The sequence below is a fragment of the Lichenicoccus sp. genome (genome assembly GCF_965276875.1).
Classification (GTDB): Bacteria; Pseudomonadota; Alphaproteobacteria; order Acetobacterales; family Acetobacteraceae; genus Lichenicoccus.
The window spans coordinates 3616134-3637038 of the sequence record NZ_OZ255701.1 but is presented as its reverse complement, the minus strand read 5'-3'; the positions used below and the strand labels follow the sequence as shown (position 1 = coordinate 3637038).

General features: G+C 64.3%; 17 protein-coding genes, 1 tRNA gene and 1 pseudogene. 15 read left to right on the top strand and 4 right to left on the bottom strand.

The features are described 5' to 3' along the window. Positions 1–84: 84 nt before the first annotated feature. The gene (locus ACQY4K_RS17635) at positions 85–1695 is read left to right on the top strand and encodes a tetratricopeptide repeat protein (protein ID WP_428391498.1); all 1611 of its coding nucleotides are present in this window, start codon (positions 85–87) and stop codon (positions 1693–1695) included. A gap of 61 nt (positions 1696–1756) precedes the next feature. Here the strand turns inward: ACQY4K_RS17635 and ACQY4K_RS17630 are convergent, their stop codons facing one another. Further along, positions 1757–2710, bottom strand: coding sequence for a polyprenyl synthetase family protein (locus tag ACQY4K_RS17630; protein ID WP_428396204.1), 954 nt, complete (start codon positions 2708–2710; stop codon positions 1757–1759). A 215-nt stretch (positions 2711–2925) separates the two neighbouring features. Here ACQY4K_RS17630 and ACQY4K_RS17625 point away from each other — a divergent pair, with 215 nt between their 5' ends. Beyond that, on the top strand, positions 2926–3690 hold the full coding sequence (locus ACQY4K_RS17625) for a tRNA1(Val) (adenine(37)-N6)-methyltransferase (RefSeq protein WP_428391497.1): 765 nt from the start codon (positions 2926–2928) through the stop codon (positions 3688–3690). A gap of 13 nt (positions 3691–3703) precedes the next feature. Here ACQY4K_RS17625 and ACQY4K_RS17620 read toward each other — a convergent pair whose 3' ends face one another. Beyond that, positions 3704–4147: a hypothetical protein gene (locus ACQY4K_RS17620; RefSeq protein ID WP_428391496.1), complete on the bottom strand. Its 444-nt coding sequence runs from the start codon at positions 4145–4147 to the stop codon at positions 3704–3706. Between the two features lie 190 nt (positions 4148–4337). Next, on the bottom strand, positions 4338–5369 hold the full coding sequence (locus ACQY4K_RS17615) for a ribonucleotide-diphosphate reductase subunit beta (protein ID WP_428391495.1): 1032 nt from the start codon (positions 5367–5369) through the stop codon (positions 4338–4340). A 184-nt stretch (positions 5370–5553) separates the two neighbouring features. Between ACQY4K_RS17615 and rpmI the strand changes: the two genes are divergently transcribed. From rpmI to ACQY4K_RS17570, 9 genes and pseudogenes are all read left to right on the top strand, one after another. Further along, the gene (gene rpmI, locus ACQY4K_RS17610; RefSeq protein WP_428391494.1) at positions 5554–5757 is read left to right on the top strand and encodes a 50S ribosomal protein L35; all 204 of its coding nucleotides are present in this window, start codon (positions 5554–5556) and stop codon (positions 5755–5757) included. Positions 5758–5771: 14 nt separating this feature from the next. Further along, positions 5772–6128: a 50S ribosomal protein L20 gene (gene rplT, locus ACQY4K_RS17605; RefSeq protein WP_428391493.1), complete on the top strand. Its 357-nt coding sequence runs from the start codon at positions 5772–5774 to the stop codon at positions 6126–6128. Positions 6129–6137: 9 nt separating this feature from the next. After that, complete coding sequence (pheS, locus tag ACQY4K_RS17600) at positions 6138–7205, top strand: phenylalanine--tRNA ligase subunit alpha (protein WP_428391492.1); 1068 nt, start codon at positions 6138–6140, stop codon at positions 7203–7205. 4 nt (positions 7206–7209) lie between these two features. Continuing rightward, a complete protein-coding gene (gene pheT, locus ACQY4K_RS17595) occupies positions 7210–9672 on the top strand; it encodes a phenylalanine--tRNA ligase subunit beta (protein WP_428391491.1) in 2463 nt (820 codons plus the stop codon). A 53-nt stretch (positions 9673–9725) separates the two neighbouring features. Beyond that, on the top strand, positions 9726–11789 hold the full coding sequence (locus ACQY4K_RS17590) for a DNA/RNA helicase domain-containing protein (RefSeq protein ID WP_428391490.1): 2064 nt from the start codon (positions 9726–9728) through the stop codon (positions 11787–11789). 32 nt (positions 11790–11821) lie between these two features. Beyond that, positions 11822–13627 carry a translation elongation factor 4 gene (lepA, locus tag ACQY4K_RS17585; RefSeq protein WP_428391489.1) on the top strand — a complete coding sequence of 602 codons (1806 nt, stop codon included), beginning with the start codon at positions 11822–11824 and terminating at the stop codon, positions 13625–13627. A 49-nt stretch (positions 13628–13676) separates the two neighbouring features. Next, positions 13677–13766 (top strand) — tRNA-Ser (locus ACQY4K_RS17580). A gap of 121 nt (positions 13767–13887) precedes the next feature. Next, positions 13888–14208 (top strand): annotated as a pseudogene (locus tag ACQY4K_RS17575) (Arm DNA-binding domain-containing protein); the annotation flags it as partial. A gap of 51 nt (positions 14209–14259) precedes the next feature. Further along, complete coding sequence (locus tag ACQY4K_RS17570) at positions 14260–15177, top strand: tyrosine-type recombinase/integrase (RefSeq protein ID WP_428396202.1); 918 nt, start codon at positions 14260–14262, stop codon at positions 15175–15177. Positions 15178–15757: 580 nt separating this feature from the next. Here ACQY4K_RS17570 and ACQY4K_RS17565 read toward each other — a convergent pair. Then, positions 15758–16141, bottom strand: coding sequence for a DUF2513 domain-containing protein (locus ACQY4K_RS17565; protein WP_428396200.1), 384 nt, complete (start codon positions 16139–16141; stop codon positions 15758–15760). A 747-nt stretch (positions 16142–16888) separates the two neighbouring features. Between ACQY4K_RS17565 and ACQY4K_RS17560 the strand changes: the two genes are divergently transcribed. The 4 genes from ACQY4K_RS17560 to ACQY4K_RS17545 all read left to right on the top strand — a co-directional run bounded on the left by ACQY4K_RS17560 (position 16889) and on the right by ACQY4K_RS17545 (position 20779). Further along, on the top strand, positions 16889–17305 hold the full coding sequence (locus tag ACQY4K_RS17560) for a hypothetical protein (RefSeq protein ID WP_428391488.1): 417 nt from the start codon (positions 16889–16891) through the stop codon (positions 17303–17305). Continuing rightward, complete coding sequence (locus ACQY4K_RS17555; RefSeq protein WP_428391487.1) at positions 17302–17559, top strand: hypothetical protein; 258 nt, start codon at positions 17302–17304, stop codon at positions 17557–17559. The genes ACQY4K_RS17560 and ACQY4K_RS17555 overlap by 4 nt, the downstream gene beginning before the upstream one ends. Before the next feature lie 1137 nt (positions 17560–18696). Next, entirely contained in the window at positions 18697–19638 is a 942-nt protein-coding gene (locus ACQY4K_RS17550) for a DUF7146 domain-containing protein (protein ID WP_428391486.1), read from the top strand. Position 19639: 1 nt separating this feature from the next. Further along, positions 19640–20779 (top strand): AAA family ATPase, encoded by a 1140-nt coding sequence (locus tag ACQY4K_RS17545; protein ID WP_428391485.1) that lies wholly within the window; start codon positions 19640–19642, stop codon positions 20777–20779. The last annotated feature ends 126 nt before the right edge of the window (positions 20780–20905 follow it).

Genomic DNA, 20905 nt, shown 5'->3' with positions numbered 1-20905 from the left:
GATAATTGCTGTATCGCAATTTCCTGCTTGACCGGTTTGGGTCGACACGTTTCGATCTTGACCATGGTGCGATGCGAGCGAGGCATGGTTGATTCCCCGGTTTCGCAAACGGAACTCGGACTTTCCGCGCATCGCGCCGGCAGGTTTGACGAGGCCGCCTCACGATATCGTTTCGTGCTTGCAGAAAATCCGCGGAACGCCGAGGCGCTGCATCTGCTCGGTGTGTTGCGCGATGCGCAAGGCAGCCACCAGGAGGCCGTGCGGCTGATCGAAGATGCGCTGGCCATAGGCGAGACCGCCGGATATCATTGCAATCTCGCGATGGTCCTTGGACATCTCGGACGGCACTGGGAGGCGGTCTGCGCCGCGCGCAGGGCGTTATCGCTGCGCCCGGGCTACCCGGAGGCGCTCAACAATCTCGGCGTCTCGCTCACAGCCCTCGACAGCGACGAGGCCGCGATACAAGCCTTCCAGGCCGCCGTCGCCGCGCGCGCCGACTACGGCGAGGGCTGGATCAATCTCGGCCATATCCTGCGCCGGCACGACCGGCACGAGGAGTCGGAAGCGTCGTTCCGGCGCACGATCGCGCTGCGTCCGGGCGAGGCCTCCGGCTACGCCAGCCTGGCGCTGGTGCTCGACGAGCAGGACCGGCCGCACGAGGCGCTGGCCCTGCTCGACCTTGCAATCGGGTTCAGGCCCGACGACGCCGAGGCGCGGCACCATCGCGCCATGCTGCTGTTGCGGCTGGGGCGCTTCGCCCAAGGGTGGGCCGAGTATGACTGGCGGTTCTCGATCAGCCAGGCCGCCGGTGCATTCCGCCCTTCGCCTGCCCATACTCTCTGGCGCGGCGAGCCGCTCAACGGACGCACGATCCTGCTGATCCCCGAGCAGGGCCTTGGCGACACCATCCAGTTCTGCCGCTACGCACCGCTGGTGGCGGCGCGCGCCGCGTCCTTGGGCGGACAGGTGTGCCTGGGCGCGCCGCGACCGCTGGCGCGTCTGCTGCGCAGCAGCTTTCCCGACATTGCGGTCATCGCCGAGGGCGAGGCGGTGCCGGAACACACGCTGCACTGTCCGCTGCTCAGTCTGCCGCACGCCTTTCTCACCACCCTGGAGACCGTGCCGGCCTCGATCCCTTATCTTTCGCCGCCGGACGAAGCGCTCGACCACTGGCGGGCGCGCCTGCCGCGAACCGCGGCGTTGCGCTGCGGCATCGTCTGGGCCGGCAATGCTGGGCACCCGAACGACCGCAGGCGCTCGCTCGCCTTTGCCGAGTTGGCGCCGCTATGGGCGCTGGCCGGGGTTGAGTGGCATAGTTTGCAGGTCGGGAGCAGGGCCGCGGATCTGGGGGCGGCCCCCGCCGGGCAAATCCGCGATCTGTCGCCGGAGCTGACCGACTTCGCCGAGACGGCAGCGGCGATCATGCAGCTCGACGTGGTTGTTACACCCGATACCGCGGTGGCCCATCTTGCGGGCAGCTTGGGCGTCCCTTCGCTGGTAATGCTCTCCTTTGCCACAGACTGGCGCTGGATACGGGGCCAGGACAGCAGCTTGTGGTATCCGGGCATGCGTCTGTTTCGTCAGGACCGCTCGTCAGACTGGCGACCGGTCATTGAAGCGGTGGCGGCGGCGCTCGCGACTAGTGCACCGACCCAAACAAAGCGAACAGCTTTGTTTGGGTCTAAGGTGCCCTAGCATATTGATATCGTGCAGCTTTGACCCAAACAGACCTGTAAGGTCTGTTTGGGTCGCTGCACTAGCGGCCGCGGCTGACCGTATAGAGCGCCACGTCGCCTAGCAGCCGGCGCAGGCGACTGTCGGGGAATATGGCGAGCGCGTCGCACGCCGCATGGGCATAGTCGCGGGCGCGCGCCAGAGTGACCCCGATACCGTCGCGGTGGGCGATCAGCGCCATCGCGTGATCGAGATCGTCATCGATGTGCTCGCTGCGCTCGATCACCCGTTGCCAGAAGCGGCGCTCGCTCTCGTCGCCGGCCTCGTAGGCGGCGAGCACCGGCAGGGTGATCTTGCCCTCGCGGAAATCGTCGCCGACGGTCTTGCCGAGCTCCGCCTGGTCGGCGGCGTAGTCGAGCGCGTCGTCGACGAGCTGGAAGGCCATGCCAAGGTTGGTGCCGAACGACTCCAGCGCCAGCTCTTCGGCCTCCGGACGCGCGGCGACGACGGCACCGACCCGGCAGGCGGCGGCGAACAGGGCCGCGGTCTTGCCGTGGATCACTTCGAGATAGCGGGCGGTTTGTGTCGACAGATCGTTCTGGGTGGCCATCTGCAGCACCTCGCCCTCGGCGATGGTGGCCGCCGCCTTGGACAGGATCGCCATGACCTTGAGCGAGCCGTCCTCGGTCATCAACTGGAACGAGCGGGCAAACAGGAAGTCGCCGACGAGCACCGAGGCCTTGTTGCCGAACACCGCATTGGCGCTGGCAAGGCCACGCCGAAGCTGGCTGTCGTCGACGACATCGTCGTGCAAGAGCGTCGCGGTGTGGATGAACTCGACGCAGGCGGCGAGGCCGACATGGCGGGGGATTATTGCCGCAGGATCAGGGCGGTAGCCGCACAAGCGGGCGGAGGCCAGCGTGAGCAACGGTCGCAGACGCTTGCCGCCGGCTGCCACCAGATGGGCTGCAAGCTGGGGGATCAGCGCGACCGGGCTGTCCATGCGTGCGACGATGGCGCGGTTGCACGCCTGCATGTCGTCGGCAAGCAGTTCCGACAGAGCGAGAAGCGCATCCTGGCAGGGAAGATCATGCGCCGCCGAACGGTCTGGCCCCGCGTCAGAATTTGTGGTCTGGACGGAGCCTGGCAGAGTGGCGACAAGGCGCAAGCACGATCCTCCTCACCTTTTTGGACGGCTTGCACCATATGAGCGGCATGCCAGGGTGGGTCAAGCGGGCCCCCAGGGACCAGATGAGGGGACAAGAAGGGGGGGACCAGACGGAAGACCAGACGACGGACGGCGCGCTCCTCGCGGGCCGGTTGTCCTACCGTCAGTTCCGGCATGGATACCGCACCGGGATCGAGCCGGTCCTGCTCGCAGCCGCGGTCCCGGCGCGGGTTGGGCAGCGGGTGCTTGAGGCTGGCTGTGGCGCCGGCGCCGGGATGCTGTGTCTGTGCGCGCGCCAGCCCGGGCTTGCTGGCGCCGGCGTCGAGGCCGATCCTGCGACGGCGGCCCTCGCCCGGCACAACTGGAGTGCCAACGGACTGCATCAGCTGGTGGTGCATGAAACCCGTCTGCCGACGCTGCCGGCTGGGCTCGGCCGCTTCGATCACGTGTTCGCCAACCCGCCCTGGCACCGTGCAAATGCGAGCGCATCGCCCCTCGCGCGGCGCGATCTGGCCCGGCGGGCGGCCCCAGGCTTGCTGGAGAGTTGGATTGCTGCCCTGGCGCCGCTGCTCACCCGGTCCGCCAGTCTGACGCTGATCCTGCCGGCGGCGTCGCATGCGCAAGCGAGCGGGGCGATGCTTGATTCGGGCTTCGGTGCGGTAACCCTGCTGCCGCTCTGGCCAAAGGCTGGAGTCGCGGCCAAGATCGTGCTGCTGCAAGGACGCGCGGGGTCCGCCGCGGGCGGTGGAGTATTGCCTGGACTGGTGCTGCACAAGGCGGGCGGCGGCTACACGGAGGATGCGGATAGAGTGCTCCGCGGCGGCGAGGCGTTATACTTGGGGCTCTGAAGCGTCGTGGGCGTTAGTCACTTGATCCCATACCGAACGTCTCGGGTGCTTCATGCAGACCGGAGGACATCATCGTCGCCGGGCGCGTCGAGGCGGCAGCAGCGTCCGACATTGGCGTATCGGCATGGCGTAGATGCCACAGACGCTGGTGAGCCGCGATCAGGCTCTCCATGACGCGACGGCGGGCGGGATCGGTCGGCGTTCTGGACGATCCCCTGGTCTGGCCGATCACGGTCTCAAGGATAGTCAGCAGTTGCGCCGCGACGTCGAGATCACCGAGGTCGCAGGCCTGATGGGCGGCAACCAGGATACGTTCAGGGAGCCTGCGGTTCTGCCTGGGGGCACCTCCGGCCAGACCCGCGATGCCTCCGGCTATGCCGCCGGCGACGGCGGGCGGCAGGCCGCTCATCATGTCTGCCAGATCAAGGACCAGGCCGGTCCGGCTCTCGCTCTGCATCGTGCGCCTCGTTCTGGCCCGGCTGTCACCGGATCACCCGCTCGTTACGCCCCGGGCTCCCAATATATAATCGTTAATTAAGCATAAGGGAACTGCTCTCGAACGCGTGATTGGAGTTTTTTGCCAAACCGTGCAACCCCTTCCGTCCCATCTGGAACGGAAATGCAACGATAACACTGCGTTAGTGACTTCAGCCGCGCGCGAACACGCTGTCCTCGAAGGCTTCTTCCCATGTCCCGAGGGTCGAGGCGCGGCTATATTCGGTCGCCCGGTTCTCGAAGAAGTTGGCGTGCTCGACGGCATTGAGCATGTCGTCGACCCAGGGCAGCGGGTTGCGCTCGACGAAATACAGCGGATCCAGCCCGAGCTGGGTGAGCCTGCGGTCGGCGATGAAACGGATGTAGCTCTTCACCTGCTCGGCATTCAGCCCTTCGACCGCGCCCATCTCGAAGGCGAGGTCGATGAAGCTGTCCTCATGATCTACGATGGTGGCACAGATGCCGGTGATCTCGGCGCGCAGATCGTCCGTCCAGATTTCTGGATTCTCCTGGATGAACACCCTGAACAGCCGGATGACCGACAGGCAGTGCAGCGTCTCGTCGCGCACCGACCAGGAGACGATCTGCCCCATGCCCTTGAGCTTGTTGAAGCGCGGGAAGTTGAGCAGGATCGCGAACGAGGCGAACAGCTGCAGCCCCTCGGTGAAGGCGCCAAACGCGGCCAGCGTCTTGGCGATCTCGCGCTTGTTCGCCACCGAGAAGCCCTGCATGTAGTCGTACTTATCCTTCATCTCCTTGTATTTGAGAAAGGCTGAGTACTCCACCTCGGGCATGCCGATAGTGTCGAGCAGGTGGCTGTAGGCGGCAATGTGGATGGTCTCGATGTTGGAGAAGGCCGAGAGCATCATCAGCACTTCGGTCGGTTTGAAGACCTGGCTGTAGTGCTTCATGTAGCAGTTGTTCACCTCCACGTCGGACTGCGTGAAGAAGCGAAAGATCTGCGTCACCAGGTTCTGCTCGCCGGCCGAAAGCGTGCGATGCCAGTCCTTGACGTCGTCGGCGAGCGGCACCTCCTCGGGCAGCCAATGCACCCGTTGCTGTGTCATCCAAGCCTCGTAGGCCCACGGGTAGCGGAACGGCTTGTAGACCGGGCTGCCGGTCAGCAGATCGGCCCGGGGTGCCGCTTGAGGAGGAAGGGAGAGATCTGAAGGATGTGTGTCCATCGGCTTTCTCTACGCCCGCGGGCCGCGCGCCGCCACCGATTCGCAAGGCCCACGGGCGCTCTTGAATGCACCATCGCGTCAGTCTATACCCCGCTCCCGTTCGCGCGCCCGGGCCTGTATGGGCATGCCCGGCCGTAACGGCTGCCTTCGTATCGGCTCGAAGGCGCAGTGCAAGGAGATGAAAATGCCCAAGATGAAGACCAAGTCGTCGGTCAAGAAGCGGTTCAAGATCACCGCGACCGGCAAGGTGCTCGCCGGCCCCGGCATGAAGCGCCACGGCCTGATCAACCGCCCGCAGAAGATGAAGCGCACCAACCGCGGCTCGCAGACGCTGACCGAAATGGACGCCAAGACGGTCAAGCAGTGGGCTCCCTACGGGCTGGCATGAGGAGCACCTGACAGATGGCACGCGTCAAACGGGGTGTCACCACCCACGCCCGGCACAAGAAGGTTCTGGCCCAGTCGAAGGGCTTCGTCGGCCGTTCATCGACCAACTACCGCATCGCGCTCGAACGCCTCGAGAAGTCGCTGCAATATGCCTACCGCGACCGTCGCAACAAGAAGCGCGACTTCCGCGGCTTGTGGATTCAGCGGATCAACGCCGCGGTGCGCGAGCACGGCATGACCTACAGCGTCTTCATCAACGGGCTGCACAAGGCCGGCATCGAGCTCGATCGCAAAGTGCTGGCCAGCCTTGCCTATGATGACGCCGCTAGCTTTGCCGAGATCGTCAGCAAGGTGCAGGCAGCCCTCGCCTAATCAAGACGGATGTCCGACCAGCTTGAGAGCCTGCGCGATGAGACGCTCGCCGCCCTCGCGGCGGCGGGCGATTTGCGCGTCTGGGACACCATACGTGTCGCCACCCTCGGCAAATCCGGCCGTCTGACCGCGCTGCTCAAGGCGCTCGGCAAGACACCGCCAGACGAGCGCCGCGCCCGCGGTGCCGCCCTCAATCGCCTGCGCGACGAGTTGGATGCGGCGATCGAGGCGCGCGGCCAGGCCCTGCAGGCCGCCGCCCTGGATGCACGCTTGAGCCACGAGCGGGTCGACGTCACGTTGCCGGTGCAGCGCGTGCCGTCCGGCTCGATCCACCCGATCAGCCGCACCATCGAGGAGATCGTGGCGATCTTCGGCGCCATGGGCTTTCGCCTCGCCGAGGGTCCCGACATCGAGACCGACTGGCATAATTTCGCCGCCCTGAACACGCCGGCGCACCATCCGGCGCGCACCGACCACGACACCTTCTATCTGCCGACCCCGGAGGGCCACCCCACCCGGCTGCTGCGCACCCAGACCTCGCCGGTGCAGATACGCACCATGCTGGACCAGGCGCCGCCGATCCGGGTGATCGTCCCCGGACGCACCTACCGCGCCGACCACGACGCCACCCACTCGCCGATGTTCCATCAATGCGAGGGGCTCGTGGTCGATCGCGGCATCACGCTCGGCCACCTCAAGGGCTGCCTGATCGAGTTCCTGCGCGCTTTTTTCGACCAGCCCGCCCTGCCGGTCCGGGTCCGTGCCTCCTACTTCCCGTTCACCGAACCCTCGATGGAGGTCGACATCGGCTGGAGCCGACGCACCGGCGAGATCGGTGGCGGCGGCGACTGGCTCGAAGTGCTCGGCAGCGGCATGGTGCATCCGCGCGTGCTGGCCAATTGCGGCGTCGACCCGCGCGAGCACACCGGCTTCGCCTTCGGCATGGGCATCGAGCGGCTGACCATGCTCAAGCACGGCATCCCCGACCTGCGTGCCTTTTATGACAGCGACATACGCTGGCTGCGCCATTACAGCACCTCGCCGCTGCGGCCACCTTTGCTGCATGAGGGGCTGTGAGGGCATGAAGTTCACCCTATCCTGGCTGCGCGACCATCTCGAGACCACGGCATCACTGGACGAGATCCTCGCCGCGCTGAACCGGATCGGCCTGGAGGTTGAATCGGTCTCCGATCGTGGCGCCGCCCTCGTCGCCTTCCGCACGGCGCGCATCCTGTCCGCCGAGCCGCACCCCAATGCCGACCGACTGCGTGTCTGCCTGGTCGATATCGGCGACGAGGGTGCCGAGCCGGCGCAGGTGGTTTGCGGCGCCCCGAACGCGCGCGCGGGCCTCTCGGTGATCTTCGCACCGCCGGGTGCTGTGATCCCGTCCACCGGAACACCGCTCAAGATCGGCCAGATACGCGGCGTCGAAAGTCGCGGCATGCTCTGTTCGATGCGCGAGCTCGGCCTGGGCGACGAGCATGACGGCATCGCCGAGCTCGCCGACAACACCACCCCGGGCCAGTCCTACGCCAACTTCGCAGGCCTCGACGATCCTGTGGTCGAGATCGCCGTCACCCCCAATCGCGGCGACGCGCTGGCAATACGCGGCATCGCGCGCGACCTCGCCGCCGCCGGACTGGGCCATCTGCGGCCCTGGCTCGCCGAGACCGTGGAGGGCCGCTTCGCCTCCCCTGTCGTTTGGCGCAACGACTTCCCCGAGGCCTGCCCCTACGTGCTCGGCCGCACGATCCGGGCCTTGCGCAACGGACCCAGCCCGTCCTGGCTACAAGAGCGACTACGTGCCATCGGCCTGCGTCCGATCTCGGCGCTGGTCGACATCACCAACTTCTTCACCTTCGATCTCGGCCGGCCGCTGCATGTGTTTGACGCGGACCGCATCGCCGGCGGCGAGTTGCTGCTGTGCCGTGGCGCCGGCGAGACGTTCCGCGGGCTGGACGGGCGCGACTACATCGCCGACCCAGAGGATTGCGTGATCGCCGACGCACACGGCGTGCAGTCCTTTGCCGGCCTGATGGGTGGGGCCGCGACCGGCGCCTCGGACGCCACCACCAGCGTGTTCATCGAATGCGCGCTGTTCGACCCAATCCGCGTGGCCCTCTCCGGCCGCCGCCACGGCATCACCTCGGACGCCCGCCAGCGCTTCGAGCGCGGCATCGACCCCGCACTTCCCGTCGCCGCCCTGGAGGCGGCCACGCGCATGGTCCTGGAGCTGTGCGGCGGCGAGGCGAGCGAGGTCGTGGCCTCAGGCGCGGCTCCGGACTGGGCCCGCATTGCGCGTCTGCGGTTCACGCAGATCGCGGCCCTAGGCGGCCTGGACGTGCCGCCGGACGAGGCCGTCGCCTCGCTTGAGGCGCTCGGCTTTACCGTGCGCACGCGCACGCCAGACGCAGCACTCTTCGACGTCCCGTCCTGGCGCAACGATATCGCCGTGCCGGCGCTGCTTGAACCCGCGCCCGATCTCGCCGCCGACCGCAAACTCGCCGCCGATGACGTCTCGGCGGTCGAAGCCGAATGCGACCTGATCGAGGAGGTACTCCGCCTGCGCGGCCTGGACCAGGTGCCGGCGGTGCCACTGCCCGTGCTCTCCACCGTGCCGCTCGCCGCCCTCACCCCGCGCCAGGCCCGCGCCGCCGCCGCACGCCGCACCCTGGCCGCGCGCGGCATGGCGGAGTGCGTGGGCTTCTCCTTCATCGCGCGCGAGCAGGCGGAATGGTTCGGCGCCATCCCCGACAGCCTGCGCCTGCTCAACCCGATCGCCGCCGACCTCGACCAGCTTCGCCCGACCCCGGTGGCGAGCCTCGCCATCGCCGCCAAGCGTAACGCCGCGCGCGGCGTCGATTGCCTCGCCTTGTTCGAGGTCGGACCCGGCTTCACCGAGGACGGCCAGACGCTGATCGCCGCCGGACTGCGCGCCGGCCATACGCCGCGCCGTCCCGGCCACGGCTTCGAGCCGGCGACACTCTGGGACGCCAAGGCGGACGCGCTGGCGACGCTCGAACTGCTCGGCGTGCCGATGGACGCACTCGCCGTCACCAACGACGCGCCACGCCACTACCATCCCGGCCGCTCAGGCCAGGTGCGCCAGGGTCCGCGCACGATCCTCGCTTGCTTCGGTGATCTGCACCCGGCGGTGCTGCGCGATCTCGGCCTGGCGATGCCGACGGCCGGCTTCGAGCTGTTCCTCGATACCATCGCCGATCCGAAACGCCGCCGCCGCGCCGCACCCAGCCTCGCCGCTTTGCAACCGTTGACCCGCGACTTTGCCTTCCAAGTTCCCGCAGACATCACCGCTGAATCCGTACTACGCGCCGCCCGCGGCGCCGAGCGAAACCTCATCACTGATGTCAGCCTGTTCGACGTCTATGTTGGCGAAAGAGTACCGGCAGGACAAAAATCCCTGGCCATCGAAGTCGTTATCCAACCGGGCGACCATAGCCTGACCGACGCCGAGATCGAGGCGGTGTGCGCCAGGATCGTTGCGGCCGTTTCAAAGGCGACCGGGGCAACATTGCGCCAGTAGGACGATTCAGTTAGGTGTGTAAAGCCGTTACGATAACGGTGTAAAGCAGATAGATGAATTCTGAAGCCCCACCTGCGAATACCAAGCCTTCTGCATGGTGGTCCGGCAACATCGCTGCGTTCCTGGCTGCCGAAGAGCCGGCGCTGATCGGCCAACTGACCCACGTCGCAGCCCGCATTTATCGCACGAATGAGGTCCAGCAGCTTCGCGCCTGGTCACGTCAGATCGAGATCCTGCGCTTGTCGGTCGCGGCCCTGCCGGAGCCCGCAGAATGGCACCTGCTGATCGAGTTCGAGATCCCGCGCCTACGCGGACGCATCGACGCCGTGCTCCTGTCACCACGCGCCATCTTTGTGCTCGAGTTCAAGATCGGCGCTGAACAATTCAACGAAAACGACCGCCAACAGACGATGGACTATGCGCTCGATCTGCAGGATTTCCATGCCGGGTCGCGCCGTCACCCGATCCTGCCGATCCTGATCGCGACCGACGCGACACCGGGCCCGCAAATGCTGCCGTTCGTCTTCCCTGGCGCCGCACCCGCGGTGCTGCATGCCAATGCGGCCTCCCTGCCGGCACTGCTCAGCGATCTTGCGGCGCGGCTTGCTGATCCGCCGGTCGCACTCGACGTCCGGGCCTGGGAGCATGCGGTTTATCGCCCGGTTCCCAACGTTATCGACGCTGCCTGCCTGCTGTTCTCGCGTCATGACGTGGCGGAGATCGTCAGCGCCCGCGCCGACACCTTTAATCTGACCCGAACCACCGATTGTATCTCCGCTTTAATTGGGCAGGCGCGCGCAACCTCGCAAAAAACCATTCTGTTCGTCACCGGCATTCCCGGCGCGGGCAAAACGCTGTGCGGGCTCAATGCCGCGTTCGGGGTGCAGGCCAGCACCGGCGCCGCGTTCCTCACCGGCAACCCGACCTTGGTGCATGTTCTGCGCGAGGCGCTGGTGCGCAACGCGATGCTGCAGGGAGAGCGACGCAGCATCGCGGAGCACCGGATCAAGGCGATGATCCAGGCCCTCCCCGCCTTCCGCGACGATCTGGTGCGCAGCGGTGCCGCACCGCCCGAGCGCGTGATCATCATCGACGAGGCGCAGCGATCCTGGACCGCGGCCCAGGCCATCGCCAAGACCCGGGACAGACCCGTGCAGCTCGACCGCTCCGAGCCCGCGCATCTGCTCGACATCATGGTGCGTCATGCCGATTTCGCCGTCATCGTCTGCCTAATTGGCAATGGCCAGGAAATCCACGACGGCGAAGGCGGCCTGGCCGAATGGGGCGACGCGGTGCGAACCCGCCCCGAATGGCGCGTAGCCGCCGCCCCGCAGACCCTGTCGGCCAACGGTGAACCTCGCAACCGGCTACCCGAACTGGACGGCATGATCCTCGACGCGGACCTGCATCTCACCGTGCCGGTGCGCTCCCTGCGCCATGACGCAGCGCCCGGCTGGGTCGACGCGGTGTTACGTGCGGACGCCGCCGGTGCGCGGGCGATCATCACGCAGCACGGGGAGGTGCCGTTTCGCCTGACCCGACGCCTCGACGATCTGCGCGCCGGCCTGCGCGCCGCCTGCCGCGACGTCCACCGCGCCGGCCTGGTATGCAGCGCCGCCGCCCGACGGCTGCGCGCCGAAGGGCTGGGCGCGGAGTTGCCACACATGGACGCCGATGCCGTGGCGCGCTGGTTTCTCGATCGCTACCCGCGTGATGTCCGCGCGTCCGACGCACTGGAACAGGTGGCGACGCAATTTTCCGTGCAGGGGCTGGAGCTCGATCATGTGGGTCTGTGCTGGGACGGCGACCTGATCCGCCTGCCAAGTCAGCAAGCCTGGCAAGTGCGCTCCTTTCGCGGCACCGCCTGGCAGATCGCCCGCGACGGGCAAAAGATCGCCTATCGCCTCAACACCTATCGCGTGCTGCTAACCCGTGCGCGCTTCAACACCATCATCTGGGTCCCCGCGGGTGACCAAGCCGACCGGACCCGCGATCCGCGAACACTTGACGAAATTGCCGCCTTCCTGCGCACCTGCGGCGTGCGCGACCTCGACCCCGCACCCCTGCCGAAAGCGGCCGAACCGCCCCCACCCTCCCTGCTACCAGCGGACGGCTGACTTTCGCCCGATTTGCGCCTATTGAGGCGGCCATGACCGACACGCCGCTCTCGCTGATCCGCAACTTCTCGATCATCGCCCATATCGACCACGGCAAATCGACGCTGGCCGATCGGCTGATCCAGGCCTGCGGCGGCCTCACCGAACGCGAGATGACCAACCAGGTCCTCGACAACATGGAGCTCGAGCGCGAGCGCGGCATCACCATCAAGGCGCAGACCGTGCGCCTCGCCTATACGGCCCACGACGGCAAGACCTACGCGCTCAACCTCATGGACACGCCCGGCCATGTCGATTTCGCCTACGAGGTAAGCCGCTCGCTCGCCGCCTGCGAGGGCTCGCTGCTGGTGGTGGACGCCTCCCAGGGGGTCGAGGCGCAGACGCTCGCCAATGTCTACCAGGCGCTCGACGCCAACCACGAGATCGTCCCGGTGCTCAACAAGATCGACCTGCCGGCGGCCGAACCCGAGCAGGTCCGCCAGCAGATCGAGGATGTGGTCGGCATCCCCGCCGACGACGCGGTGCTGATCTCGGCCAAGACCGGCCTGAACATCGAGGGCGTGCTCGAAGCCCTGGTCACCCGCCTGCCACCTCCGGTCGGCGACGCCGAGGCGCCGTTGCAGGCGCTGCTGGTCGATAGCTGGTATGACGCCTACCTCGGCGTCATCATCCTGGTGCGGATCAAGAATGGGCGGCTGCGCCGGCACGCGCGCATCCGGATGATGTCGACGGGCGCGGCGCACGGCCTCGAACAGATCGGCGTTTTCACCCCCGTGATGCGCCCTGTCGACGATCTGGGACCCGGCGAGATCGGCTACATCACCGGCGCGATCAAGACCGTGGCGGACTGCAATGTCGGCGACACCATCACCGACGATCGTCGCCCGGCATCCGAGCCGCTCGCCGGCTTCAAGCCCTCGATCCCGGTGGTCTGGTGCGGCCTGTATCCGATTGACGCCGACGACTTCGAAAAGCTGCGCGAGAGCCTGTCGCGCCTGCGCCTGAACGATGCGAGCTTTCATTTCGAGGCGGAGACATCCGCGGCACTCGGCTTCGGCTTTCGCTGCGGCTTCCTCGGCCTGCTGCACCTGGAGATCATCCAGGAGCGGCTGACCCGCGAGTTCAACCTCGAACTGATCGCCACCGCCCCCTCGGTGGTCTACAAGCTGCACACCACGCGCGGCGCCGTAGACGAGCTGCACAACCCCGCCGACATGCCCGATGCCAGCCAGATCGAGAGCATCGAAGAGCCCTGGATCAAGGCCACGATCATGGTGCCGGACGCCTATCTCGGGCCGGTGCTGACGCTGTGCAACGACCGGCGCGGCCGCCAGATCGACCTCACCTATGTCGGCGACCGGGCGATGGCGGTCTACCGGCTGCCGCTCAACGAGGTGGTGTTCGACTTCTACGACCGCCTGAAATCGGTCAGCCGCGGCTACGCCAGCTTCGACTATGCAATGGACGGCTACGAGGAGAGCGACTTGGTGCGCATCTCCATCCTGGTCAATCTCGAACCGGTGGACGCGCTCTCCTTCATCGCCCATCGCAGCGCCGCCGAAGCCCGCGGCCGCTCGATCTGCGCCAAGCTGAAAGGCCTGATCCCCCGCCAATTGTTTAAGATCGCAATCCAGGCGGCGATCGGCGGCCGGGTGATCGCCCGCGAGACCATCGGCGCCCTGTCCAAGGACGTCACGGCCAAGTGCTATGGCGGCGACATCAGCCGCAAGCGCAAGCTGCTGGACAAGCAGAAGGAGGGCAAGAAGCGTATGCGCCAGTTCGGCCGCGTCGAAATCCCGCAGAGCGCCTTCCTCGCCGCCCTGAAGATGGACGCCTGACCCTCACGTCGCTTGCCTACCCCCCCGCTTTTGCTATGGTCCGCCGCCCGGAGGGATGGCCGAGCGGCTTAAGGCGCACGCTTGGAAAGCGTGTGTGCGTGAAAGCGTACCGTGGGTTCGAATCCCACTCCCTCCGCCATATACCGATCCGCAAGCATCCATAATGGTTCGCGAGGCCGGGCTTGTATGCCGGTTAACAGGCGATTTCCCTCTTTTGTTCCTCCATAATTCTCCACTTGCATCCGTATCCGTTCGCTACGATGGTTAGGGGATTGACGAGGGGATACCCATTCATCCCCTGTTGGCGGAGAGAGCGAATGCCGGTGCGGGCAGCCGGACTGACAGCCCAAAGCGTGAAGCACGCGCGGCCCGGTCGTTACGGCGACGGAGACGGACTATACTTGCTCGTCCGGAGCACAGATGTAGCCTTCTGGGTGTTCCGTTACACACGCGCCCGGCGGATGCGCGAGATGGGCCTTGGGCGGGCACGAGGGGGCAAGAGCCTTGTATCGCTTGCCGATGCTCGGAAGGCGGCCAATGCGCTGCATGTAGCCGTGCGAGAGGGGCGCGATCCACTTGCTGATCGGGACGCTGCCACCGCTGCAACCAAGGCCGAGGCGCAGAAGGCTGCCGTGAAGGCGATCACCTTTGAGACGGTCGCTGAGGGCTACATCAAGGCTCATGCGGCTGGCTGGCGGAACAGCAAGCACGCGGCTCAGTGGGGTGCAACACTCCGGACCTACGTGTATCCGAACTTTGGGAGCGTAGCGGTTGTAGACGTGGCGACAGAACACGTATTGGCTGCCTTGCAGCCAATCTGGAGCACAAAGCCTGAGACAGCGGCGAGGGTTAGGGGTCGGATCGAGAGCATCCTCGACTATGCAAAGGCGATGAAGTGGCGTCAGGGAGAAAACCCAGCCACTTGGCGAGGGCACCTGGTCAAGCTGCTGCCTTCGCGAGCGAAGGTCGCGCCTGTGGTTCACCACGCGGCGCTCCCGTGGACTGAGATCGCGACATTCATGGCTGCGCTGCGCGGACAGACCGGGCTGTCAGCCTGCGCGCTGGAGTTCACGATTCTGACGGCCGCTCGAAGTGGGGAGACGTTCGGCGCCACATGGGGGGAGATCGACTTGGAGGCGAAGACATGGACAGTGCCAGCCTCTAGGATGAAGGCGGCGCGGGAACATCGGGTGCCGCTGTCCGCTCCTGCGCTCGCCTTGCTGGAGAAGCTGGCGAAGCTCCGTCCCGACACCGAGCCGGGCCGCTACATCTTTCCTGGCGCTGCGGCGCGCAAGCCTTTGTCCAACATGGCAATGACCATGGTCCTGCGTCGGATGAAGCGTGGCGACGTTACGCCGCACGGTTTCCGCAGCACCTTCCGGGACTGGGCAGCAGAGAAGACAAGCTTTCCGAACGAGGTGGCCGAAGCGGCGTTGGCCCATGTTGTTGGGGACAAGGTCGAGGCAGCCTACAGGCGTGGGGACCTGTTCGAGAAGCGGCGGGCGATGATGGAGGAGTGGGGGAGGGCAACCGTAGGGGCCATGACTTGATATCGGCCCGGTTCGCGAACTAGACGGCGGCGCGTTCTTTCACGGCAGAGCGAAGCCTACTTACCTGCTGATGGGCTGCCTCCGCTGATTGTGCCTCGTCCAGCCAGAAAACACTCTGTGATCTACTGTTCGGACAACGTAGCGAATATGTAAAAAGTCCTCATCATGATGACTGCCAGCCTTATCCCGACGAAACATGTCGGTTGCCAGGATGTAAGTCCTTGTTCGCAAATGGGAGCGTTCCACCCAAATTGGCTCGACTTCCTGGCTACCGAGGTCTGCTGCGAATGCTTTTGTTCCGGTCTGCGCATACTGGCGTATCTTCTTGACTTCAAATATCCGTCCGCCGCCACGGGCGCGGTCTTGCAAAAACGACTCCCATTCGTGCCAAAGTAGTTCGTCACGACGCGCTCGCCACGATTGGAGGGCGATTAGAAGACGAGCAAACAGGTCATTCATGGCGACATGTCGATTTTCATGATGCCGCCCCTTCTGAGCCTTCCCTCATTCCCATGCGATGCCCCGCCCTTCTCCTCGATGAACTCCACTGGAATGGCTCCTAGAGCGGAATGGACTATCACTATAGTCCAAGCTTTGCTTTCACTTCCGCTAAGACCAATGACCGTGCCACTTCCCAGATGAGGGAGAGGGCATAGGTCCCGCTGGTTTTTGCTCCTGACTTCGCTTGGTCCCATATTGCTATGTCCCGCACAGCATCCAAAAACTCATGTCCTTGATGAGAGATCATTACGATGTAGTAGCCGCCAGTCTGATCTCGTTTTCCTTGAACGAAGCCAGCGTCCAATAGCTGCGCCATGTTATAGCTTAGCTGCTTGGAATTCCATTTTGGCCGGAAGCGTTCCTCAAGAACGAACGGGTCGAAGGATGTACCATTTCCATCAACTTCGTCCTCTGCTTCCAGGTCAAGCAGGATGTCACGCATGCAGTCTTTGTCGCGCTTCATCATATCCTTTCAGCCGCTTGGAAGGCGATGCAACTGCGTAAGTCCGATTCACCGACGTTTGGAGCAATCTCGACACGTATTCATGTCGAAGACTCCTCGGCTCGCAAATAACCCCGGCCAGCTAGCCACTCACGCAGGATTCGGTCCGTCAGGTTCGACACCGAGCGCCCGTCGGCGGCGGCAGCTCTTTCTAGCGCGACCTTGACCTCGGCCTGAACTCGGAATGCCAAGGCCGCTGTCTTCACCATCTCATACAATCTCATACAAATCTGTTGACGGCACCTCCTACTTTGTATGAGATTGTCTGCGGCCGAGCAAGGTGTTTGCACCACCCAGCCCGGCCTAACCACAACCGAGGAGTATTCGGCATGGCTAATCAGAGTGATACACCGTCTCGGCGACGGCGGGCAGATGCTGACCTCTTGGCAGCGTGTGCCCACTACCTGAACCACCAAGCGGAGGCCCAAGCGAGGTTTACGGCTTGGTCCCGCCTCCATCCAGGGACCGACCTCCCGGACGCCGAGCAAGACGCCATCGCCGCGAAGACTGAAGGTTTGCTCGCCACCATCCGCAACATACCGGCCCGGTCCTTGGCCGGAGCAAGGGCGAAGGCGCGAGCTTGCAGTCCGCTTGAGTACGATGCGGATTTCACTGTGTCTGGTTCTCTCATTCGAGAACTGGCTGAGGGAGCGCGCGCATGATCGCCCGGACCCGCCGCGAGGCCCTTGCCGCAGCAGGCGCGACAGGATGGGCCGCGATCGCACTGTCTCGATTCGAAAGTCGGACATGCCGCCCGCAGGCACGTCATCAACCGCTTCGGTTGAAGACGCCGCCGTTCTCACAGCCTGTGCGACATTTGCCAAGATGTATGCCGAGCAGGAGGCAGACAATCGCAACTCTGCCAGCGACGACGATGTCACTGATGAGATCAGTTCAAAGTGGTTGACCGCATTGGCCGCCATCGTCGACGCGCCGATGCCTCTCACTCACTCGGGCCGGCTCGCTGTTATCGCCGCAGCACGCGCCGCTTTCATCGACGAAGTCTCTGGCGCCTACGCGCAAAGCCCCGAGCAACGTGAAAAAGATTTTTGTAAAATGGCATCGGACAAACAGCGTCTCGTGCTCAAGGCATTGACCGCAGCAGCGGGGGGATTAACGACATGAGAGAGACCGCCAACGCCGCAGAACTGCGCAACCTCGCCTTGCGATCCATAGCAGCAAGGTATTGCCCGGACAGACTGGCTGAGCTGGACCACGTTATGGATCAGGCCGCTCATGTTCGCGCCAGGACCAAACGAGATATCAGAAATAAAGCGATTGTACTTCAAAGCCACGTAGATCGCTTACCGATCGTAGACTTTGGACAATGGGCCGTTATCGGCTCTTTGCTTCGCGACATCATCAGCGATGGCAGATGACTATACTGCACAACGAAAGCATCCTATCTGAACACAAGTAATATGGCGGGGAGCCGCATCTGACCCAGAGTATTGGCTTACAACCGTCGCGGTTGAAGCCGTGAGTGGCAAAACGCCATCTCGCAAAAAAGAGTTTGGATAGGATCCGTTCCTGTCGGATCCTATCGCTTTTCTGTTGCAAGCCGCACCCTGGCTCGTCTAATAAGTTTGCATCGGCATCCGGAATAAGAGAAAGGACGATAAATGGAAAAGCTGACGCCATCCCTAGACCCGCTTCTCGTGTCTCAGCCCGAGGCCATGCGGTTGCTCGGCTGCAAGAGCAGCAAGTTCTACGTAATGAAACGCGAAAGGATGTTCGACACTGTGGAGATTTGCGGCAGGGACATGGTCGTTTATCAAAGCCTGAAAAGGCTTGTCGGGACCCAGCATGAGGTCGCGCACAAAACACCCCATCCATAAAGGCGCAGCGATGAAGCAATGTCCGCAGTGGACTCTAGCCAACCGGACAGCCGCGATTCCATAACCGCACCGCACATATCAACAAGCGACGTCTCTCGTATCTGAGGAACTCGCTTCCGTCTCACGGTCTTCTCGAAAACCGCAAGTCCAGACTTGTTTAATGCCGTTCCATGACGTATGAGAGTCATGGTCGTTCTGGCTTTCCCTTAGGCTGATGCCTACAAGGCGAGCTCAGAGCTACAAGACGGCTGCCGTTGGTCAGATGACGCGGCACAGGCTGGGTCCGATGGCTCAGAGGCCGAGAGGTTAACAACCTTTCCGAGGCAGCCGGCATGAATGATCCCGCCCGTCCCCGATACAGGACAATTCCAGAGGTCTGTGAGCGTGCAAAATTGTCACGCAGTACAGTTTACCGGGAGTTGCAACTCGGTCTGTACCGTGCCGTCAAACGCGGTCGGACGACTCTCATCGAAGTTGATTCGCATGAACAATATCTGAATAGCCTGCCAACGCTTTACCCGAAGCGCGTCGCATAGAAAACCCGCCCCGTTGCCGGGGCGGGCTGCGCTTACATTCAGTCTTTGGGGCACCTTGGCAGGGCTCCCTTGAAATAGCGCACCTGAACCGGCCGGACAAGTTCTAGAGGTCCGACCATGTGTGAAAAACTGCTGACCCACGATGCGGGCCACCGGCCATGCTCCGCGTAATGGGTGGCCATCGGCTCCCGGGCCGCCTCTCGGTGCAGGATGGCGCGGCATGATCAGCGCTCCGGAACTTGCCACCCGCCTCGGCCTGAGAAAATGCAGGCGCGACTGGCGCGGATCGTGCCCGTCCTGTGGGTATGCAGCGTCGTTCAGTGTACGGTCCGGCAACAGTGGCCGCGCTCTGGCATGGTGTTCTTCCTGTCAAGACCGGGACGGCCTCGCCAACGCCCTGAACCGTGTCACAGCCGGCGCCTGGAGTCCCCCGGTACGGAAGGACCCGAAATCGGCGGCGGAAGCACAGGCGCGCAAGCAGGAGGCCGCAGGTAAGCTCTGGCTCGGCTCCATCGGCGCCTCCGGGACGTTGGCCGACAAATACCTATCTGCTCGATGCCTTGCTGGTTTAGCGACGTCGCCAGCGCTCCGATACCGAGACGATTGCTCCCATCCGCAGGGCGGAACCCTACCGGCGATGATCGCCGTCGTGTCGAACGTCGAGGGCGTCCCGATTGCGGTCCACAGGACATATCTGGACCGCGTCACAGCGAGGAAGGCCACCGTCGAGCCGGCAAAGGCATCTCTCGGTCCCATCTGGACGGGTGCTATCCGCTTGCATCCAGTCCTGCCGGGCCAGCCACTCATCATCGCCGAGGGCATAGAGACCGCGGCTAGCGCCAGTCTCATGATTGGCGCACCCGCGTGGGCATCAATCTCGTGCGGCAATTTGCATCATGCGATGGAGCTGCCGGCGGTCGCACGGGACATAATCATCGCCGCCGACAAAGATGACCCCGGCGAACGCGCTGCACAGGCCGCAGCGCGGCGCTGGATGGATGAGGGACGACAGGTGCGGATCGCTCGGCCAAACGGCCCCGGCGACTTCAACCACCAACTCGTCTGGGACCGGGGAAATGGATAGCATGCCTGCGGCATTCCGCATTGAGCCGCTTGGCGAGCATCCGAAGCCAACATACGTCCCACTGCCATTTACCTCACCGTCGCTGCTCCAGGGCGTTCCGGTTCCGGAGCGGGCGTGGATCGTCCCAGGATGGATGCCGCTGCGCACTGTCACGCTCAACTACGCGCAGGGAGGTGAAGGTAAGACGCTAATCGCGCAGCAACTCATGACGTCGGCTGCCACGGGGCACCGGTGGCTCGGTCTAATTGTCAATCAATGCCGAGCCATCGGTCTGTTTTGCGAGGATGACGCAGACGAGATGCATCGCCGGCAGGAGGCCATTAATCGATCCTACGGCATCCATTTCCGCGACCTAGAGGACATGCGTTGGTCATGCCCGGTCGGCGACGACAACACGCTGATCCGCTTTGAACCGGACGGCACGCCGGTATTCACCGAGCGGTTCCACGACTTTCGCGATCAGGCTGAGAAGTTCTGCCCCGGCCTCGTTGTGCTCGACGTGGCGGCCGATCTATTTGGCGGAAACGAGAACGTACGCCAGCAGGTAAGCCTCTTCCTCAAGACCGGCCTCGGCAGCTTGGCGCGTGACCTGAACGCGGCCGTGTTGCTGAATGCACATCCCAGCCGGTCCGGTATCAGCAGTGGCGACCTGGACGGTGGCTCGACCGGCTGGAACGGCGCCGCCCGGTCGCGTTGGGCGCTCATCACCCCCAGGGCTGAGGAGGGCGGCCCATTAGATGAAAACGCTCGCATCCTCATGAAGAAGAAGGCGAACTACAGCCGGCGCGGGGACGAAATCAAGCTGCGCTGGTCGGACGGCGTCTTGGTAGCAGAACAGCAGGAGAGTTTCGGGGCCGTGGCATTGATCGAAAAGGCAAGCGCCGAAGTTACCTTTCTTGAGCTACTGAGCAAATTCGGACCGATGGGACGGCACGTCTCCGAAAGCCGCAATTCCGCCAACTACGCTCCCAGGCTATTCACGCAGCATCCGGATCGCCGGTCGTTCAATAAGCGCGATTTCGAGATGGCGATGAACCGCCTGTTCGCGGACGGTCGAATCTGCGTTGAGCAATATGGCGCGCCCTCAGACAAGACCCGCCACATCGTGCTCAGAGCACCCGCCGAAAGCCCGGCGGAATGACCTCCAAGGTTCCCTCCAAGGTCGGTCGAAGGTGTTCCTCCTGGGTCCTCCAAGGTCGCAGTAAAAAGCGCTCCAGGGTCCTCCAAGCTACCCCCCAGAGAGTGTCCCCCTACTACGTAGGGGGTG